The following is a 19,450-nucleotide window of genomic DNA, read 5'->3' as shown; positions in this document are numbered from 1 at the left end:
TGCTTTGTAAACATGCCGCTTCCTTAGCGCAAAGGCTTGGACCAGACAGCAAACTCATTACCGCCAGGCTCTAAAAATTGAAAACGTCGCCCACCAGGAAAATCAAAAATCGGTTTGATAATATGTCCGCCAGCGTCTTTAACTTGCCCTAGAGTGTGCTCTAGGTTGTCGCTGTACAGCACAATTAACGCGCCCCCTTGCGAAGTGGTTGATGCTAACGCGCTTTTAAAAAAGCCACCGTCTATACCTTGATTGGCAAAAGCTGTGTAATCGGGACCGTAATCTTCAAATTGCCATGCAAAGACAGTGCTAAAGAATTGCTTGGTTTTATCGAGATCTTGAGATGGTAGCTCTACATAGTTGATCTTATGATGTTGTGTCACGGTTGTTGTTTCTCTATGGGCTAAGTGTGTATTGCTCTACCATAGCAATATTACTTTTGCTAGCCAAGCACATCATACTGGCTCAGGGAATATAGGTAAATGAGTTGCCAGTGTCATGCTTTAAATGTGCTAAGCCATTGACTTTAAGTTGATATTCCTTGAGAGTTAATGCATATATCGCAATTTGATAATAAAAATAATACTAAAATGGGAGTCTTGTTGTGTTTAGCTTGCCGTGTTTGAGTTCATTATCTCGTCATATCGCGTGTCGCAGTGTACAGACGCTGTTAGTTTCTGGTGCTTTGCTGTCTTCGTTTACATTGACGGCAAAGGCTGTGGAAGATGAGCTGATTGTAGCGGACATCGTCGAAGGTAAGGTGACGAATGTACGTAATATTACGAATCGAGTGGGCTATGATAATCAGCCACACTTTTCAAAAGTTGATAAAGCTTTGTTGTATACGTCGATGTTTACCATTGGTTCTATTGATAACGGTGAACAACAGCAAGTGCAAACCGACAGTATGCGTTTTGACTTAACTACTCAGCAAACGATTAATTTAACCAACACATTAGCCAGTGAATATTCGCCAACGATTACCCCAGATGGTGAGCATTTTAGTGTGATCAGAGTAGGGCGCTCTGGCAAGCAATTATTGCACCGCTATCCGTATAACAGTGGCGATCCGCAAGGAAAAACCTTGATGGGAGAAGTCTTGTTACCCGAAGTGTATGACGTTGGCTATCATGTGTGGCTAAACGCTGATGAGTTGTTGTTATTTGTGCTTGGTGAACCGATGCGACTCGAGCGAGCGGATGTACGCACAGGAAAAAGTACCTTGGTTGATACCAATATTGGCCGTACGTTACGCTCTGTACCGAACCAGGAAGGTTTTAGCTATACCAAGGAGAAACAAGGGCGCTGGCAGTTAAAGGTGTATAACGCAGACACCAATTCGGTATCAGAGCATACCACGCTACCTGATGATAACATGTACTATGCTTGGCACCCGGATGGTCGTTTATTATCAGCACATGGTAACGTTATTATGCAAAATAACGATTGGAAATCGCCAATAACACCACAAGATATGTCAGAAAATTGGCAACCCTTTGCCGATATGAGCGCAAGTTGCCGCGGTAAAGTAACCCGCTTAGCGGTAAATGAGCAAGGCGATAAATTAGCGTTCGTGTGCTCTGTTGAAGATTAAGCATGCAAAGATGTAAGCGCTGCCGGAGCTAAAATTAATGACCAAACACTATTGGCTGTTGGCGGCTTTCCTGCTGCTTAATGGTTGTGTGGCTAAACCTGTTATCGATAAAGCGCATAAGGGATGTGATACCACCAGTTATACCTATAAAATAAAATACGACAAAGCTGGTAAGGACCTACCGCTCATTTGCGACGGTATGAAAAATGAAGCCGCGCTTGCCTGTCTCGCTGTGGTGGGGCTTTCCTTACCAATAACCACGACGCTATATGCCGGTAGCATTGTTATATATAAAAATACTGTGCATTGGCTTGAATATCAGCAGCAATGCCCTTCAAACTTGTCAGAAAATCAACAGCATATAAGCAAGCAGGCCTAATTTCACGGTCCGGCATGCGTCGTGAATAATCACCAAGCAAACTGTAACTTAAACGTCAGCCTGTTGGCTGATACGAAATCGTCAAAGAATAATGATAGCAAGGAGCAAAAATGAGAATTCAAGCGGATGTTGGAACGATTGATATTTTAGGACACTTAATTATTTGGTTTATATTGACCCTATTGACGTTTGGGATTGCTGTATTCTTTTTCCCATATTCATTTTCAAAGTTCGTTATCAATCGTACCATGGTTATTGATGAGAACGGAAATCCAAGAAAAATGCTATGCCATACCGATATGTTCGGGAATATAGGTCACGTAATTCTTTGGATTGTTATTTCTCTGCTGACGTTGGGGCTAGGTTACGCTTTCTACTTCTACAAGGTATGGAATTACTCATTAAACAATACAACAATAGAGTAATTCGTTCACCAATAAAAAATAAAAGACAACTGTCTAACGTTTGGTTGGCGCTTATCGGTCGTCAAATGTCGTTAGTTATTTTATTGCTTTTTAATGAGGCTTTGTTGGTTTTCTGACAAAATGCTTAAGCTAAGAATTTGTTACGCAGCTTGTTATCTAGGTCCAATAAGTAACTTGCCCCATATTGGCTATGGTTACTCCCAATAAAGTCTTGATAGAAAAACTCTGATAGGTCGTTGTGATATTGCTTTGATAGCGATGCGATTCCACAAGCGATGGCGGCGACGCTGTCGGTATCGCCACCCATGCGAACCGCGATATCAATGACTTCACCTAGCGAGCGCGATTTCATGAGTACCGTGACCACCGCATCGACGGTATCATAGCCATCGCATGCACACGGTGTTGTTTTGTTATTATCCACCGGCATAAACAATTCTGTTTCAAGAAAACGGTTAAGCTGTGATTTTTCACCAAGATTGTAAGCAAAATAATGTGCAGCTAAGGCGATGGCTTTTGCTGAAAATATGCCCGCATCGCTATCGTGTGTGATTTTCGCTTGCATTTCGGCTTTTTCAATCAGCTCTTCTTTGTCACTGAGCAAGCCAAGCGGTACCGAGCGCATTGCTGCGCCATTTCGTTCGCTGTGCGGGTTAAGTTTTGCGAGCAATTGTTCACCATCAGGTACGTCAGTAAGTAATGATTCAAACTCACTTGAATAACCGACAATGGGATCGCGGTGGTAAACCTTAACAAACTGATCGGCAATGGTTATGGGGTGCCAAACATCATGAATTAATAACAATTCGGCGATGGCCATGCTCATTTGCGTATCATCGGTATAGTGACCAGCCTCTGTGTAATCAATAGGGTGGGGGAGGTATTGCGCCATGCAATGGTGCTGATCAATATAATCAAGGTCGGTAAATTCGAATGCGGCCGCATAGGCATCGGCGATGGCTAGTTCAATGAGCATGACATTTCCCAGTAATTTGAACGATTATTCCCTGTTGTTAACTTATTGTTACATGGTGACTTTCAACGTTTATTTCAAGTTTAAAAGGCTCTTGCGATACAAGCAGGAAATGACAGAGAGAAGAATATTCGACCATCGTTAAGGTGCATGGGTTATGGTTGGCGTGATCATGACTGACAGTTGCTTGGTCGTGCAAATAAAAACGGTAGCGACTGCTACCGTTTTTCATGTTATTTAGAGATAGTGGCGATTAACATTCAATGATGTTAACGGCCAAACCGCCGCGCGATGTTTCTTTGTATTTGGTCTTCATGTCTTGACCAGTATCCCACATAGTTTTTATCACCTTATCAAGGGAGACCTTCTGCGTACCGGTACCGCGCATCGCGAGACGCGACGCGTTAATGGCTTTTACTGCACCCATGGCGTTACGCTCAATACAAGGCACTTGCACTAAGCCGCCAACCGGATCGCAGGTTAGCCCTAAGTTGTGCTCCATGCCAATTTCGGCGGCGTTTTCCACTTGTTTTGGGCTACCGCCAAGAATTTCGGTTAAAGCCCCAGCTGCCATTGAACAAGCAACACCTACTTCGCCCTGGCAACCAACTTCGGCCCCGCTTATTGAGGCGTTGGTCTTGTATAAAATACCAATGGCGGCGGCGGTTAATAAGTATCGAATACAATCTTCGTCTGATACTTTCTTAACGAATTTATCGTAGTAGCAAAGTACGGCAGGCAAAATGCCGGCCGCACCATTGGTCGGTGCAGTAACCACTTGCGAGCCTGCCGCATTCTCTTCGTTCACAGCTAAGGCGAATAAGTTGACCCAGTCCATGGCGCTAAGTGGGTCGTTACTTTTTTCGACAGCCAATAATCGGTATAAATTCGGGGCGCGGCGCTTTACTTTTAAACCTCCTGGTAGGGTACCTTCGGTATTCATACCGCGCTCAACACATGCATACATGCATTGCCAGATTTTGATTAATTCGTCACGAATGTAGCTTTCATCATTTAGACACTTTTCGTTGGCCATCATAATGGAGCTGATACTAAGACCTGTTTCATCGCACAAGCCCAGCAGTTCATCGGCGCTTGAGAATCGATAAGGGCGCTCGATATTGCTATGCAATGACAAAGCTTTGTCTTTTTCTTTTTCAAACTCATTGTCTTCAACAATAAAACCACCACCGATTGAGTAATAGGTTTTATCAAGTAGCATATCGTCACCAGCATAAGCAAATATGGTCATGGCATTGGCATGCGCTGGCAGAGTTTTACGACGATGATAAATGATCGCATCGTCCTTAGGAAAAGCGACTAAGCGTTCGTTGTTGAGCATGATTTGTTCGCTAGCAACCGTTTGCTCTAAAATGCTATCGATCTTTTCAACAGCAACGGTTTCCGGTGCTTCGCCGTGTAAACCGAGGATACAGGCTTTACCCGTACCATGGCCAATACCGGTTTGTCCAAGCGAGCCGAATAACTCCACTTTAATGCGGGTTACGTGGTCAAATTGTTGCGCTTGTTTTAACGACTCAATAAAACGATTGGCCGCTCTCATTGGGCCGACGGTATGCGAGCTTGACGGGCCGATACCGATAGAAAACATATCAAATACACTGATCATCTTGTTACCTGAACAATTGTTAGGGAGCGCTTATAATGAACGTCAGCATAAACATCTGGATGAATATTAGTTCGTATTGCGCCGTATTATTGAAATTATGTTCGGATTTTAACGCTATCTATCAAATATTACTATCTTTTCAGATGCGTTACTAAATCTTTCAATATAGCCGCTGTCGCTCCCCAGATGTTGTAGTGTAAATATGGCATAAAATGGACATTATGCGTACGATTTGCCCGTTGCACATAAAATGAAACATGATTGTCTTCGTTAACAAAATGCTCGAATGGCACCTGAAATACTTCGGCTACTTCCCCAGGGTCGACAACAAATGGGTAATCATCAGGAATAAAGCCGATAAATGGACTGATGGCGTACCCCGTGGTGACGTGATGCGTTTGCAGTTGGCCAATGATATCGACATCACTTATGGCTAAGCCAATTTCTTCATGTGCTTCACGTAGGGCTGTAGCAAGCGGGCTGGCATCGTTCGCTTCAACTTTTCCTCCGGGGAAACTGATTTGCCCAGGGTGGTGTTTTAGGTGAGCTGCACGTTTGGTTAAAATAACTTGCAGCCCGCTGTTTGTCACCGCGATAGGGATCAACACACTGGCTTGACGCAAATGACCGGCATGCTCATAGGCATTGTCGATTTTATTAAGGGATTGAAAACTAAACTTTTGTAAAAACTGCTGCTTATCCATAAACCATAACAATACTATGGGTTGTTATCTTGAGGATAGCAAAAGGTAAAGGGTGTGTTGACCTTTATTTGTATTTTCTACAATGAGCTATTTTTTGTAATAGCAAAGCAGAGTGAGCAACGTTTGGTTATCCCCAAAAATAGCCATTGCCTTTTGGGCTGAGGCTAAAATCGATTTACTCTGCGTCAACATGGATCCATTTAGATGACTAAACACCATCTTTTAGCCTTGATTAAACCGAACTTATCTCCCCGTTTAATCATTAAATAAAGGTCTACAAGCCCTAGCGCTTTGAATGCTTATTGTAATCGCAGTGGCAAGACCTTTTTATGAACAGCTTGGTTTATGGGCTATTACAATTGTTTTAATGTAGGCAAGATCTTAGCCACTTTATCGAAGGTTTCTTGGTATTCACTATCAACTTGCGAGTCGGCCACTAATCCGCCACCAGCCCAACAATGAATGGTATTGTGCTCACAAACGAGGGTACGAATGGTGATCGACGTATCCATTTTGCCACAGGCCGATATATAGCCAATCGAGCCACAGTAAACACTGCGTCTATGTGGTTCAAGCTCTTCGATGATCTGCATCGCCCGTATTTTCGGGGCACCGGTGATGGAGCCGCCTGGAAAAGCGCCTCGCAGTAAATCCGTTGGGTGCTTATCAGCGGCAAGTTTACCTTCGATGGTGCTAACTAAATGGTGCACCGCAGGGAAACTTTCTATAGCAAATAATGATGGCACTCTGACACTACCCGCAACGCAGGCTTTGGCGATATCGTTACGCAGTAAGTCAACAATCATCAAGTTTTCAGCTCGGTCTTTCGGCGCATGCTGTAAATCGTCTTGATTTTGCTTATCGATAATTGGATCGTGTGAGCGTGGGCGCGTGCCTTTAATGGGTTTGGTTTCCACGCGTTGCTCAGAAATTTTTAAAAAACGCTCTGGCGAAACACTTAAAATACTGCCGTGTTCAAGGCGCATAAACGCCGAAAAGGGGGCATTGTTAGCTTGCCTTAATGTTTGATAAGCGACAAATTCATCCCCCTGATAAAGCGCAGAGAAACGTTGCGCTAAATTGATTTGATAGCAGTCACCGCTGAGCAAGTACTCTTGTACTTGGGAGAATTTTTGCCGGTAGGCTGACTCGCTCATGTTGGCCCGCCAGTCGGTTTGCAAACGAAAGCGATTATCATTTTGTTCCGCGCAATCCACAGCCTTGATAGTGTTGGTGATCATCTTGGCCAAATCAGCTAAATCGTCATGCCAGCTCAGCAAGGTATATTGCTTGGTTTTACGGTTGTAGACTAACGCTTTGGAGTAAATACCAATTGCCATATCCGGCAAACTGATGTCAATTAAACTCGTCGCTGGTAAGTTTTCAAAGCGACGGCCTAAGTCATAAGCAAAATAACCAACCGCACCGCCAACAAAAGGCAAATCGGCTTGTTCTTCGCAACCATCGACAAACAACTTAGCCATTTGCTCATCAATAATGGTTAATGGATCATCGTTATTAACCAATAAATCACCGGTTCGGTTATTTACTACTTTGCTGCTGGTGATACTGGTGGTGATAGTGACATCTGGATCAAATACCAGAATGTCATATAAGCTATCACGATGTTCACTATGGCCACTGTCAAGCCAGATAGTCCAAGCTTGGTTGGCGAAAGCCTTAGCAACAAGTTCAATGTCAGCCACTAACGGCAAGGGCCTAGTGCGCAACTGAAAATCACTAGCGCTGTGAGCGTTTTTTGGTCGGTTTGCGTTCACGAATCAGACGTTTAAGTTAATTTAGATTTAATGCAGCGCATTGTAGCAGAACATCGCCATTGAATTAAGCAAAAAGGCATTGTCTTCATGGTTAACATATTGAATATAGGTTATTGAGATAACGCCGATAGATAGGTATGATACCTGCAAATTTTTGTCAAAAAGTCGGGCTATCTGCGGTCGCTTATGTTCATAGTGCCTTGTCGTATGGCGCATATTCAATGGCATGAGAGAAAGCATTTCCCGGATCATTTCAGGTGTCTGTGTGACACGAAGGTCGCACAAAAGCATAAACGAGAAGATTATGACCGTTATAAAGCAACAAGATTTTATCGACAGTATTGAAGATGCGTTGCAGTACATCTCTTACTATCACCCTCTAGATTATATTAAAGCGCTTGAAGTCGCATATAACAAAGAGCAAAGCCAAGCGGCGAAAGACGCCATTGCGCAAATCTTAATTAACTCACGTATGTCAGCCACGGGCAAACGTCCAATCTGTCAAGATACGGGTATTGTGACCTGTTTCGTGAAAATTGGTATGGATGTTAAGTGGGATAAAACCGACATGACCGTGCAACAAATGGTTGATGAAGGCACTCGTCGTGCTTACACCAATCCAGAAAATCCATTACGCGCATCAATTGTTGCCGATCCTGCCGGTAAGCGCATTAATACCAAAGATAACACGCCGTCGGTTGTGCACATTGACATGGTGGCTGGTGATCAAATAGAAGTGATGGTTGCTGCTAAAGGCGGTGGTTCAGAAAACAAAACCAAAATGGTGATGTTAAACCCAAGCGACTCGATTGCAGACTGGGTAGTTAAAACCTTGCCAACCATGGGCGCGGGCTGGTGTCCACCGGGCATGTTAGGTATAGGTATTGGCGGTACTGCGGAAAAAGCGGGCGTGCTTGCTAAAGAAAGTTTGATGGATCCGGTCGATATTCAAGAGCTTATTGATCGCGGTCCACAAAACGCGGAAGAAGAATTGCGTTTAGAAATCTTTGACCGTGTGAACAAGTTAGGTATTGGTGCACAAGGCTTAGGTGGTTTAACAACGGTTGTTGATGTGAAAATCAAATCGGTACCAACCCATGCAGCATCAAAGCCGGTGGTGATGATCCCGAACTGTGCGGCAACGCGTCACGTTCACTTTCACTTAGACGGTTCAGGTCCTGCGAACTTAACGCCACCGAAATTAGAAGAATGGCCTGAAGTGACCTGGGAAGTTGGCGAAAATGTACGCCGTGTTAACGTTGATAATCTCACCAAAGAAGACATCGCCAGTTGGAAAACCGGTGAAACTGTGTTGTTGTCAGGTAAGATCTTAACCGGTCGCGATGCAGCGCATAAGCGTATTCAGTCGTTATTAGCATCGGGTGAAGGTTTACCTGAAGGCGTTGACTTCAAAAACAAATTCATTTACTACGTAGGCCCTGTGGATGCGGTAGGTGATGAAGTGGTTGGCCCTGCTGGCCCTACAACGGCGACGCGTATGGATAAATTTACCGAGATGATGCTGGCGGAAACAGGTTTGCTAGGCACCATTGGTAAAGCAGAGCGTGGACCAGCAACCGTTGAAACCATCAAAAACCACAAGTCAGTGTACTTAATGGCTGTTGGTGGTGCGGCTTACTTAGTATCAAAAGCAATTAAGAAATCTCGCGTTGTTGCGTTTGAAGAGCTGGGTATGGAAGCCATTTATGAGTTTGAAGTAGAAGATATGCCTGTAACGGTTGCGGTTGATAGCCAAGGCGAATCAGCACACGTAACGGGACCTGCTATTTGGCAAGCGAAAATTGCAGAGCTTGATGAGAAATTGAGTCAATAATTCGTCTTATCTTGTTAAACGCACCTCAATATAGGTGCGTTTTGCATTTTAAGGCAGACATAAATAGACCAATATCGATGACATTCAGCGTTAATCGTTTAATTAAACAGCTAAACAAAGATCACAACATGTGAACCGTCGCATGCTTTGGGGAATGAATTGAATATGAATAAAAAAGCATTATTGATGTCGCTCGCACTGGGCACTAGTGCATCAGCACTGGCAAATACATCAGAGGTATTAACTGTTGATACCTTAAACAGTTTAAATCAAGTACATAATGTGGCCATCTCACCAAATGGTCAAAGCTTGGTCTACGGTATTCGAAAAGGTCAGCAAAAAGGCAGCAACCATTTATATCTGCGTGATATTGAAAGTGGCGCCGTTAGTCAGCTGACCTCGCACTCAGCGAGTGAAAGTGCCGTCACGTGGGACAAAGACGGTAAGGGCATTTATTTCTTATCATCTCGCTCAGGCACAAGCCAGCTATGGTACTTACCTGTCGGCGGCGGTGAAGCACGTCAAGTGACTGATTTTCCATTGGCTGTTGAAGGATACAAGCTGAGCCATGATGGTAAGAAAGGCGCATTTGCGTTTACTGTAAAACCAGGGTGCGCTGATTTTCAATGTACCTTAGATGCTAAAGCTGCTGATGCTGCGAAAAAGCATAACACGCGTGCCTACGACAACCTTATGGTGCGTCATTGGGATGAATGGCTTGATGAGTACAATAGTCACATCTTTATCGCTGATCTTGAGCAAGGTAAAGTAACCAGTAAAGCCAAAGATATTATGGTTGACTGGGATACTGACTTTGCAGGCATGGGGCAAGTTTCGTTTAATGTCAGTGGTGATAAACTGGCCTTTTCTGCAAAAATACCGGGTGTTGATCATGCCTGGCAAACGAATTGGGATATTTTTGAATTTGATTTAAACAACGACGAAATAACCAACTTGACGGTCGATAACAAAGCGTGGGATGCGATGCCTCGCTATTCTGCCGATGGTAAGTTCTTAGCTTGGAAAGCCATGAGCACGCCAGTATATGAGTCAGATAAATTTACTCTTACGGTGAAAGAATTACGTAGCGGCAAAGTAAAGAAAGTCGCAGAGCTATGGGACCGCTCGATTGCCAGTTTCCAGTTTGATACCGATAACCGCTCGGTTATCGCGGTGGCACAAGACGTTGGCCAAAAATCGATTTTCAAAATCAACCTGAACTTTGGCGAAGTGACCAGTCTATTTAACGACGGTTATGCCGGTAATGTTTCAATTTCAGCTGATACCGTATATTTCACTCGTCATAATCTCGCAAGCCCTGCTGATATTTACAGTATTCGCAAAGATGGCTATGGGTTAAAACAGCTGACAGAAGTTAACAAAGACATCTTAGCAAACGTCACTATGGGTGATTTTGAGCAATTTACGTTCAAAGGCTGGAATAACGAAGATGTGCACGGTTACTGGGTAAAGCCTGCTAATTTTAAAGCTGGTGAAACCTATCCTATAGCGTTCTTAGTGCATGGTGGTCCACAAGGCAGCTTTGGTAATATGTTCCACTATCGTTGGAATGCGCAACTATGGGCCGCTCAAGGTTACGGTGTGGTAATGATCGACTTCCACGGCTCTACCGGTTATGGCCAAGCATTTACTGACTCAATCACCGGTGATTGGGGGGGTAAGCCATTAGAAGATTTACAAAAGGGTATGGACTATATCGTTGGCAAAGAAGCATGGCTAAACCGTGATAAAGCCTGTGCACTTGGGGCCTCTTACGGTGGTTACATGATGAACTGGATCATGGGTAATTGGTCAGATGGTTTTAACTGTATTGTTAACCATGCGGGCTTGTTCGATATGAAGAGTTTTTATAATGTCACCGAAGAGCTTTGGTTCCCTGAGCACGACTTCGGTGGTCCTTATTGGAAAAACAAAGAATCTTACGACAAATTTGATCCATCACGCTTTGTTGATAACTGGAAAATGCCAATGTTGGTTATCCAAGGTCAGCTGGATTTCCGTGTACCGTACGGACAAAGTCTTGGCGCCTTTACAACCTTACAACGCAAAGGCATTGATTCACGTTTGGTGATGTTCCCAGATGAAGATCACCATATTCGTAACCCTGATAATTTAAAAGAATGGTACCGTGAAGTATTTGCTTGGATGGAGAAGTACCTGAAGCAATAACTCAGGTCATCATCCAAGTGATAGACTAACCCTTTAAGGTTATTTACGATAATCCCAGCGTTTTGCTAATTGGCACGCTGGGATTTTTTATGGGGCGGTTAATGGGCAAGTTAACCGCTGAGTCTATTCAGGCGCATGTAAAATAAATACCTGTAACTCAATAAAATTATTTGCATTCCTCATGTGTTACTGTGATTATATACAGTTGTGTGGTTTGGTTTTATTATGGGTAATTTATGACGACTTTGTATATCTCTTTTTTATTAGCGCTGCTACTGGTTATGGTGTTGACGTATTGGTTAGCGACACGACAGAATCAAAAAAATCAACTGGCGTTGTCTTCTGTGAACACGGAATTGGAAGCACTAAAACTGACGAAAGCAGAGTTGGAGCAAATACAGCGGGATCTCAACGATCGCAATACCGCACTAGAAGTTCAACTTGGCAAATCAGTTAGTGAAAAACAAGCCTTGTTGGTTGAGCGAGAGCGATTAGCACAGGAGTTAACGACTAGCCAAGAAACATTAAGCAACGAGCGCGAGCAGCGACAACAAGCACAACAACGCGAGGCTGGGTTATCAAGTAAACTGGCTTCGGTTAATGAGGTCTATGCAACGGTCAGTAAAGAGCTAATGGAAAAAAACGCGCTACTTAATCGCAGCCAACAAGACCTTAGTGATGCGCGAGCCAATGTACGAGAATTAGAAGCACAACTCATTGCCACTACTGACGATAAACAGACAACAAAAGACGAGCTTAAGCAGACCAAACAAACCTTAATTGAACTGCAACAGTCATATCATCAAGTGGAACAGAGCAATGCGCGTCTGCAAACCGAAATGAAAACCAAACAATTGCATTTTGATCAGCAATTACAATTATTGCAAGACAGTAAAGACGAACTGAAGAAAGAGTTTGAACGCTTAGCCAATGATATCCTTGAGCGTAAAGGTAAAGCGTTTAAGGATATGAATACCGAAAGCATGCAACATATTTTGCAGCCTATCCATCAAGAGTTGCAAGGCTTTAAAAATAAAGTCGAAGACATCCACAGTAAAGAGTCAGAGCAACGCGTGAAACTGCGTACTGAACTAGAGAATTTACAAAAACTCAACAAAGAGATCACCGAACAAGCCAGCAAACTGACCACCGCTTTGCAAGGACAAAAGAAAGTGCAGGGCAACTGGGGCGAGTTAATGCTAGAAAACGTGCTTGATAATTCAGGGCTACGTTTAGATAAAGACTATAAACGCGAGGTAACCTTTTCTACGGAAGAAGGCCGATTACGTCCAGATGCAGTGGTTTATCTCCCACAGAATAAGCACTTGGTTATTGATGCGAAAACCTCATTAAGCGCTTATACCCGTTTTGTTAATGCCGAAGATGATGCTGAGCGTACGCTGGCGAAAAAAGAGCACGCACAGGCGGTACGTGATCGTTTAAATGAACTGGCAGATAAAGATTACTACAAATTACCCGGACTTAATTCGCCAGAAGTTGTGGTCATGTTTATTCCGGTTGAATCCGCTTATGTCGAAGCATTAAAAGCCGATGAAACCTTGTTCCAAACGGCGCTTGAGCGCAATATTTTGATTGCCACGCCAACCACGTTATTGACCAGTTTGAATATAGTTCGTCAATTGTGGCGCTTTGAAGAGCAGAATAAGCACACGGCAGAACTTGCCAATCGGGCTGAGAAGTTTTATGCCAAACTCAATACGTTCTTAACCAGCATGGATGGCGTAGGTAAACAGCTCGATAAAGCCAAAGATATTTACGACAAGGCTTATGGCCAGTTATATAGTGGTCGCGGTAATTTGATCAAGCAGGCGTCTGAGTTTAAGGAATTAGGTGTTGCGGTACAAAGTGAACTACCAGCGGCGTTGGTTGAAAAGGCCAATCTGGAGTTAGGTGCTGATCATCCACAGATCAGCGCGGCGTTGCCAACTGCGCAGGAAACCGAGGCAAATGACGAACCTGGGTATAACAGCGTTGATCCAAAGGTCGTTAACGTATAACGACGTCAGATCACTCGACGGATTGCCACCATTGAGATTCTTATCGCGATAGCTCACTGCAGCAGAACAAAGAAAAAGCCACTTATTAATGATAATAAGTGGCTTTTGTGTTTTATTTATATGGCCAATTATGGGGTAGATTACCCTGAGATGACGTTAATAAATACCAGTGACAGAAGAATTGGGCAAACAAAGCGTAAGTAATTTGCCCACAGTTTCAACCACATATTGCCTTTGAGCTGGGCATGATCAGCGAGTTTATTACCACGTTTGTATATCCAACCCACCACGATAAAGTAAAATAAGCCCATAATCGGTAGCTGAAATGAATTAACCCAGTTAATGACAGCGCCAAACAATTGTTCAAAGTTGAATACTAGGGTCATACTTGCGACCAATACAATGAAGGACACTAAGGACGTCGCTTTTAGGCGAGAGTATTTTTTATCTTCTACCAGGTACGATACCGGAACTTCGGTTGAGGAAATCGTTGATGTTAATGCAGCCATCGACATCAATAAAAAGAATACTAGCGACACATACAAACCAATCTCACCCATTGAGGCAAATAGGGTTGGTAGCGTTGAAAAGATCAACTGCGGACCACCAACGAGTTGACCATCTATAAAAACTTGTTGGCCTAGGTGCTGAGCAACAAATAAGGTTGGGATGATCAGTAAACCAGCTAAGAAAGCGATGAGTGTATCGAGTAAACCAATTGATAACACTAAACGGCCAATATTGGCATCTTTTTTCATGTAGGAGCCATATACCATCATGCCACCAACACCAATAGATAGCGAGAAAAACGCTTGGCCCATAGCGGATACCACCAGCTTAGGATCCGTCACTTGTGAAAAGTCTGGGGTAAGGTACATAGCGACACCGTCAAGCGCACCAGGTTGTTGCAAGATGTAGGCAATTAAACCAAGTAGTAGCACAAACAATATCGGCATTAAGCGTGATGACCAACGCTCAATACCGCGATGTACGCCACGGTTGATAATTAACGCACTTAAGATGATAAAAATAGGGGTAAAGGCAATGTTTCTTGCTGTACTAGAGTTGGCTAACCATTGCGACACCGAATCAAAATTGAGTAGCGCCATAAGCGGTGATAGGGCGTGTGACAACATCCAGCCGGCCACAATAGAATAGAAACTCAGCATCAATACCGCACCGAGTAGGCCAAATAGGCCGGCAAATCGACCTAATTTTCGAGACACACTTTGACAGGCATCTTCAAGCGCACCAACCGGATTTTTCTGCGCTTGATTGCCCAAATAAATTTCCGTAAACAGTGCAGGGAATGCCAATAATAAGGTAACAATTAAGTAAACAAAAACAAACGCGCCACCACCATTATTCGCTGCTTGAGTAGGAAACCCCCAAACATTACCAAGGCCTATTGCCGAGCCTGCTGCTGCAAGCACAAAACCTATACGTGAATGAAATGAGTCGCGAGTTGATGAAACCATATAATGCTCTTATTATTTGAATCGAAGTGACTTTGACGTATGTAAAATGTGATTAATATCGAGATGCTTAGCGAGCAAAGTCGATAGGTACAGGACCAGTTAACGTCAAAATAAATCTAGCTTTTAATAACACCGTATTTAGCGATGTTAAGCAAGTAAAACTTTGTATTTAGGGGATAAAATCGGAGTTTTTTAGCGACATGTCGGGTTTCTAACATGTCGCTAACATATCACTAGCATATCATTGTAGGGTGAGTTGTACATATTGATACAAGGTGCATGGTTTAAGCCTAAAAATAGGTATCGAACATGATCCCCAAGCCAAGTTTTTGTTGATTGTGGTTATAGTCGATTAAACTCTCACCATAGCCATTGAAATATTGCATATAACCACGCAGACCACTCCATATAGGAAAGGTTACCCCCACCTCTACGGCACCTTTATGTGAAGTGAAGTTTTTTCGTAACATGACCTCTAAACCTACGTCATACCATAAATATTCAAATTCAATCTGGTAATTGCCCATATAATCACGAATGTCTGGGTTATCATCGCCATCGGCATCATTTGGATTATCTTTTTCATTTTCAGGCAATCGATACCACGGTTTAAAATAGGTTTTAAAGTTACCTTTGGTGAAAAGTACTTCACCGTACAGACGATTCCAACTGCGGCTCAATGCTTGCGAACGACCATTAGATTGATGCTCTAAGCCAATACCTAAAACTAAATCACCACCAAACGGCTGCCATGGAGTCGGAGCACGGTAGAATAATTCAGGTTGATAATTGGTTTCCCTAAATGGCTTGGAAATGTCATCAGCATAAATCTGCCACCATGATTGTATGGTAATGCCAAAATGAAAACTGTCATTATCAAATAAAAAACTCGGGTCGATTAATGGGAATTTGAGACTAAGTTGATACTTCGCCTCGATGTCTTCAAAGTTATCAGAAAATAGCGGGATATTTTCGTATGCGTCGTCATGAAAATTATCGGTGCCGGTTATGGGCAATACATAATTTCGCTTGTGCGGTTTAAGAATAAAGTAGCGCGTATCGTAACGAGATGCTGGCTTAGCGTCGACTTGCTCTGTTACTGACGACTCACTGTCGCTGGCCGCTGCTGGTTGAATGAGTAGGCCAAACATAACGGTTATCAGAATGGCAAGACGATAGAGTGGGTGGTCCATAGCTTTTTGTTGTTATTAATTGATCATCAGTGTCTTGTAATTATATCGTAATAACAATTATTTACCTATAAAAGACTGGTGTAAATCGGCATAGCTCTTTATGATAATCAGCAAAACGAAACCGCCTTTATGGATTCACAAATATAAGGCCTGTAAGAGTGTGATACGATGTTGCAGTTTAAAATTATTCCCGTCACCCCATTTCAACAAAATGCCACCATCATCTGGTGCGATGAGACCATGCAAGGAGCGATTATTGATCCCGGTGGTGAAGTCGAGAGGCTCCTTGCTGAAGTTGATGCACTTGGCATCACCTTAACCAAATTGTTATTAACGCATGCCCATGTTGATCACGCTGGTGGTACGCAAGATATTGCCGATAAGCTCACTCTGCCAATTGAAGGCCCACATAAAGGTGATCAGTTTTGGCTCGATATTTTTGAGCAACAAGTACAGCAGTTTGGTTTTCCAGGTGCGCGTAAATTCAGCACTGACCGCTGGCTTGAGGACGGCGACACGGTCACCGTGGGTAACGAGACGTTGAACGTATATTTTTGCCCAGGTCATACCCCAGGGCACGTTATTTTTTATCACGAAAAATCGAAATTAGCGCAAGTTGGTGATGTGTTATTCCGTGGATCGATTGGTCGTACCGACTTCCCGATGGGTGATCATGCGACCTTAATCAATGCGATTAAAACCAAACTATGGCCACTTGGAGATGACGTGAAGTTCATTCCGGGCCATGGGCCTATGGGCACGTTTGGTGAAGAGCGTCGATCCAATCCATATGTTGGTGATAGTGTGTAATTTTGTGCTAACCCAGACATGACAAATAAACCAATAAAAAAGGAGCGATGATTCGCTCCTTTTTTATTCAATATTAGCCGCCTTTGTTATTGCAGGTAGGCGTAGCTGAGCTTCATAAATAAGCTTTTATCTTGTTGTTCAAGTGTTGAAAACTGCTCATAACCAACACTTTGTTGACTGTAGCCAAAGTAAAACGCTGTTTGCGGATTAAACTTGTAGCCATACAACAGTTTCAGACTTAAGTTTTTGCTATTGCGATCAATGGTTTCAGGATCGGCGTAAAGATAATTATAAGGGTTGCGTGAGGTATTGTTGAACACTGTGGTTAAGCGTAAAAAACTTTGTACGTTAAATTGATAAGTGGCGCGCAAATCGGTTAAGCGAGCAATAAATTTATTGCTGCCCGCGACATCCAGTTGACTAAACGTATGCTGCAGTTTCAGTTCGATATGGCGGTTGATGTTCCACTTTAGGCCGCTAAAAAAGTCGATGCCTTTACCTGCACGGTTATCGCGGTAGTCAATTTTATCGCCGTAAACGATCTCAGTATCAACGGAGATGCCAGAAATAGGACGTGCAAATGCATTAAAACGCAATACATCCTGCGTGAATAAGGTGGTATTACCATCGATGGCTAAGTTGCTTTTGTCTAGACGAGAGCCGACGACATCGCGATGGGTATATGCGATCTGCAACCAACTATCGTATTGACCATGCACTGACGCAAAAACATCCCATTCACGTTCAATCATTTCCTGATTGTCATTATGGGTCATGTCCCAATCAGAATAGATTTTTGCTTCAGTCCACCATTGATTTGGTGAACCATACCAACGACGCTCGACCGCAAATGCGACTTTGTTAAAGTCAACATGGGAAATGAAACCTAGGTCGCCACGAAAGCCTGCATTTTGACGCTCGACATTGCCACGATACATCCAATGTTGGTTTCGGTGAGTAAAACTGACTTTCGCCGCATTACCGGTAAATCGGTCGCTATTATTGGTCCGCAGTACTTGCTCGTTATATACACATCCGCTCAAATCACAGTGAGTATCGCTCATTTGTTGGCAGTCTTGTTGATCATCGCTGTTACAAAATTGGGCAAACAGTTCGTCGGGATAGTGAGTTGCTGATTGTAGCAGTTGTACCTTTAACCGATCTGCGGTGCTAAATCGTACATCGGCATCTAGACCAGTAACGACGTTGTAATAATCATCCGATGTTCTAAAGGTATTGGTCAAGCCTAAGGTTACGTCGGCATTGACGTTTTGACGATAACGTAACACGCCCGATTGCGAGTTAGCGTCAAGGACAGCAAACGATGAACTGCGGTTACCTGGTATTAAAATATTGGTGGTTTCGTCATCAGCAACGAAAAACGCAAAGGTATGCTCATCAGAGCGGCCGGTTAATTTGATACCGTAATTAGGAGCATTAATATTACGGGTGTAAATGAGATTGTAATTGCTGTCGAAATAGTCGGCGTTATCTAGGAAAAACGGGCGCTTTTCTTGATTAAATAAAGCAAAGGTATTGTTAATGCTTAACTGCGCGTTGTCGCTCTCTACGGTCGAAAAATCAGGGTTAATGGTCGCATTTAACAGAACGTCTGGCGTGATCCCCCAGCGCACGTCGAGCGAAGCTTGGTAATCGTCGCTCTGTTGCCATTGATTATTCTCATCACGTGTTTGATTTGAACTCGCCACAAGCGATGGCGCAACCGTTAAATTAGCGCCTTGTTTGGCTTGTTTAAAACCTGTCGCGCTGACATGTTGGCAAATTTCACAGTCGTTTTTGCGATCCATATAGATATTAGACAAGCGCAGTTGCACGTCACGAGGGTAGTAACGAACCAGTTCAATGCCCCAGTTTTGCATTGTTAGGTCTTCATTGAAATTAAGCATGCGCAGCGGCAAGGCCATTTCAACAACATAACCTTTGTCGGTGATGTTACCTGCACTTTCCCATATGCCATCCCATGAATCACTTTCGTGTTTGGTTACTTCATTTTCAATGCCGTCAATTTGTACCCCTAGCGGGTTGGATAAAAATCGATAGGCTTGGCGCTGATCATTAAAGGTGTCGATTTTTATACCTACCAAATCATCACCCCATGAGCGATCGCGGTCTCGGTAAAAGGCACGAATGGCATTCGGCTCAGGGTCTTCAGCCACGAATGCAATATACAATGTCGAGTCGTCAGATATTAGCCAGGCTTCAGTATCAAAATCGTTTTTAATATTGTTATAAGGTCTCGTTATGTTATTCATTTTCACTCGGCGAGCGTGTTGCCAAATGGGGTCGGATAGGTTTCCGTCGACATTGATGGTGCCGGTTTGTTGAGGAATGACGATGGCGTCGTCACTGTAATGTGCACCTGCGTAACTATGAAAAGATACGAGCGCAGCCGTTGTTAAGGAAATTATTGTTTTTAACATAAG

Annotated in this window: 15 protein-coding genes; 7 read left to right on the top strand and 8 right to left on the bottom strand. The window is 43.4% G+C overall.

The annotated features are described in order from the left end of the window. Positions 1-23: 23 nt before the first annotated feature. Positions 24-383: a VOC family protein gene (locus tag ACAX20_RS08540; RefSeq protein ID WP_371185429.1), complete on the bottom strand. Its 360-nt coding sequence runs from the start codon at positions 381-383 to the stop codon at positions 24-26. 239 nt (positions 384-622) lie between these two features. Between ACAX20_RS08540 and ACAX20_RS08535 the strand changes: the two genes are divergently transcribed. The 3 genes from ACAX20_RS08535 (at position 623) to ACAX20_RS08525 (ending at position 2,398) form a co-directional block, all read left to right on the top strand. Beyond that, positions 623-1,594: a hypothetical protein gene (locus ACAX20_RS08535; RefSeq protein ID WP_371185428.1), complete on the top strand. Its 972-nt coding sequence runs from the start codon at positions 623-625 to the stop codon at positions 1,592-1,594. Between the two features lie 37 nt (positions 1,595-1,631). Then, complete coding sequence (locus tag ACAX20_RS08530; protein ID WP_371185427.1) at positions 1,632-1,973, top strand: hypothetical protein; 342 nt, start codon at positions 1,632-1,634, stop codon at positions 1,971-1,973. 110 nt (positions 1,974-2,083) lie between these two features. Then, positions 2,084-2,398: a DUF6693 family protein gene (locus ACAX20_RS08525; protein ID WP_371185426.1), complete on the top strand. Its 315-nt coding sequence runs from the start codon at positions 2,084-2,086 to the stop codon at positions 2,396-2,398. A gap of 124 nt (positions 2,399-2,522) precedes the next feature. On the opposite strand, the gene ACAX20_RS08520 is transcribed toward ACAX20_RS08525, so the two are convergent. From ACAX20_RS08520 to pabB, 4 genes are all read right to left on the bottom strand, one after another. Next, on the bottom strand, positions 2,523-3,374 hold the full coding sequence (locus ACAX20_RS08520) for an ADP-ribosylglycohydrolase family protein (RefSeq protein WP_371185424.1): 852 nt from the start codon (positions 3,372-3,374) through the stop codon (positions 2,523-2,525). 250 nt (positions 3,375-3,624) lie between these two features. After that, on the bottom strand, positions 3,625-5,001 hold the full coding sequence (locus tag ACAX20_RS08515) for an L-serine ammonia-lyase (protein ID WP_371185422.1): 1,377 nt from the start codon (positions 4,999-5,001) through the stop codon (positions 3,625-3,627). 131 nt (positions 5,002-5,132) lie between these two features. Then, entirely contained in the window at positions 5,133-5,705 is a 573-nt protein-coding gene (locus ACAX20_RS08510; RefSeq protein WP_371185420.1) for a CoA pyrophosphatase, read from the bottom strand. A 353-nt stretch (positions 5,706-6,058) separates the two neighbouring features. After that, a complete protein-coding gene (gene pabB, locus ACAX20_RS08505) occupies positions 6,059-7,483 on the bottom strand; it encodes an aminodeoxychorismate synthase component I (protein ID WP_371185418.1) in 1,425 nt (474 codons plus the stop codon). Positions 7,484-7,787: 304 nt separating this feature from the next. Between pabB and ACAX20_RS08500 the strand changes: the two genes are divergently transcribed. From ACAX20_RS08500 to rmuC, 3 genes are all read left to right on the top strand, one after another. Continuing rightward, a complete protein-coding gene (locus ACAX20_RS08500; protein WP_371185416.1) occupies positions 7,788-9,317 on the top strand; it encodes a fumarate hydratase in 1,530 nt (509 codons plus the stop codon). 165 nt (positions 9,318-9,482) lie between these two features. Continuing rightward, entirely contained in the window at positions 9,483-11,507 is a 2,025-nt protein-coding gene (locus ACAX20_RS08495) for a prolyl oligopeptidase family serine peptidase (protein WP_371185414.1), read from the top strand. Between the two features lie 236 nt (positions 11,508-11,743). Continuing rightward, positions 11,744-13,525 carry a DNA recombination protein RmuC gene (gene rmuC / locus ACAX20_RS08490; protein WP_371185412.1) on the top strand — a complete coding sequence of 594 codons (1,782 nt, stop codon included), beginning with the start codon at positions 11,744-11,746 and terminating at the stop codon, positions 13,523-13,525. Positions 13,526-13,665: 140 nt separating this feature from the next. Here rmuC and ACAX20_RS08485 read toward each other — a convergent pair whose 3' ends face one another. Further along, positions 13,666-15,003 (bottom strand): sodium-dependent transporter, encoded by a 1,338-nt coding sequence (locus ACAX20_RS08485; RefSeq protein ID WP_371185410.1) that lies wholly within the window; start codon positions 15,001-15,003, stop codon positions 13,666-13,668. Positions 15,004-15,293: 290 nt separating this feature from the next. After that, positions 15,294-16,196 carry a phospholipase A gene (locus ACAX20_RS08480; RefSeq protein ID WP_371185408.1) on the bottom strand — a complete coding sequence of 301 codons (903 nt, stop codon included), beginning with the start codon at positions 16,194-16,196 and terminating at the stop codon, positions 15,294-15,296. Between the two features lie 171 nt (positions 16,197-16,367). On the opposite strand from ACAX20_RS08480, the gene ACAX20_RS08475 reads away from it, so the two are divergent. Then, positions 16,368-17,006 (top strand): MBL fold metallo-hydrolase, encoded by a 639-nt coding sequence (locus ACAX20_RS08475; protein WP_371189623.1) that lies wholly within the window; start codon positions 16,368-16,370, stop codon positions 17,004-17,006. Positions 17,007-17,092: 86 nt separating this feature from the next. Here ACAX20_RS08475 and ACAX20_RS08470 read toward each other — a convergent pair whose 3' ends face one another. Then, positions 17,093-19,447 carry a sugar-binding protein gene (locus tag ACAX20_RS08470; RefSeq protein ID WP_371185406.1) on the bottom strand — a complete coding sequence of 785 codons (2,355 nt, stop codon included), beginning with the start codon at positions 19,445-19,447 and terminating at the stop codon, positions 17,093-17,095. Positions 19,448-19,450: the final 3 nt, after the last annotated feature.

Source organism: Thalassotalea sp. Sam97 (assembly GCF_041379765.1).
Lineage (GTDB): Bacteria > Pseudomonadota > Gammaproteobacteria > Enterobacterales > Alteromonadaceae > Thalassotalea_A > Thalassotalea_A maritima.
Note: the sequence above shows the minus strand (reverse complement) of the source record. Positions and strands in the feature narration are given on the sequence as shown.

Bases quoted from the DNA above. Each gene is read 5' to 3' on its own strand.
- ACAX20_RS08530 (WP_371185427.1), top strand. From the start codon at position 1,632: ATGACCAAACACTATTGGCTGTTGGCGGCTTTCCTGCTGCTTAATGGT.
- ACAX20_RS08525 (WP_371185426.1), top strand. From the start codon at position 2,084: ATGAGAATTCAAGCGGATGTTGGAACGATTGATATTTTAGGACACTTA.
- ACAX20_RS08520 (WP_371185424.1), bottom strand. From the start codon at position 3,374: ATGCTCATTGAACTAGCCATCGCCGATGCCTATGCGGCCGCATTCGAA.
- ACAX20_RS08515 (WP_371185422.1), bottom strand. From the start codon at position 5,001: ATGATCAGTGTATTTGATATGTTTTCTATCGGTATCGGCCCGTCAAGC.
- ACAX20_RS08510 (WP_371185420.1), bottom strand. From the start codon at position 5,705: ATGGATAAGCAGCAGTTTTTACAAAAGTTTAGTTTTCAATCCCTTAAT.
- ACAX20_RS08500 (WP_371185416.1), top strand. From the start codon at position 7,788: ATGACCGTTATAAAGCAACAAGATTTTATCGACAGTATTGAAGATGCG.
- ACAX20_RS08495 (WP_371185414.1), top strand. From the start codon at position 9,483: ATGAATAAAAAAGCATTATTGATGTCGCTCGCACTGGGCACTAGTGCA.
- rmuC (WP_371185412.1), top strand. From the start codon at position 11,744: ATGACGACTTTGTATATCTCTTTTTTATTAGCGCTGCTACTGGTTATG.
- ACAX20_RS08485 (WP_371185410.1), bottom strand. From the start codon at position 15,003: ATGGTTTCATCAACTCGCGACTCATTTCATTCACGTATAGGTTTTGTG.
- ACAX20_RS08480 (WP_371185408.1), bottom strand. From the start codon at position 16,196: ATGGACCACCCACTCTATCGTCTTGCCATTCTGATAACCGTTATGTTT.
- ACAX20_RS08470 (WP_371185406.1), bottom strand. From the start codon at position 19,447: ATGTTAAAAACAATAATTTCCTTAACAACGGCTGCGCTCGTATCTTTT.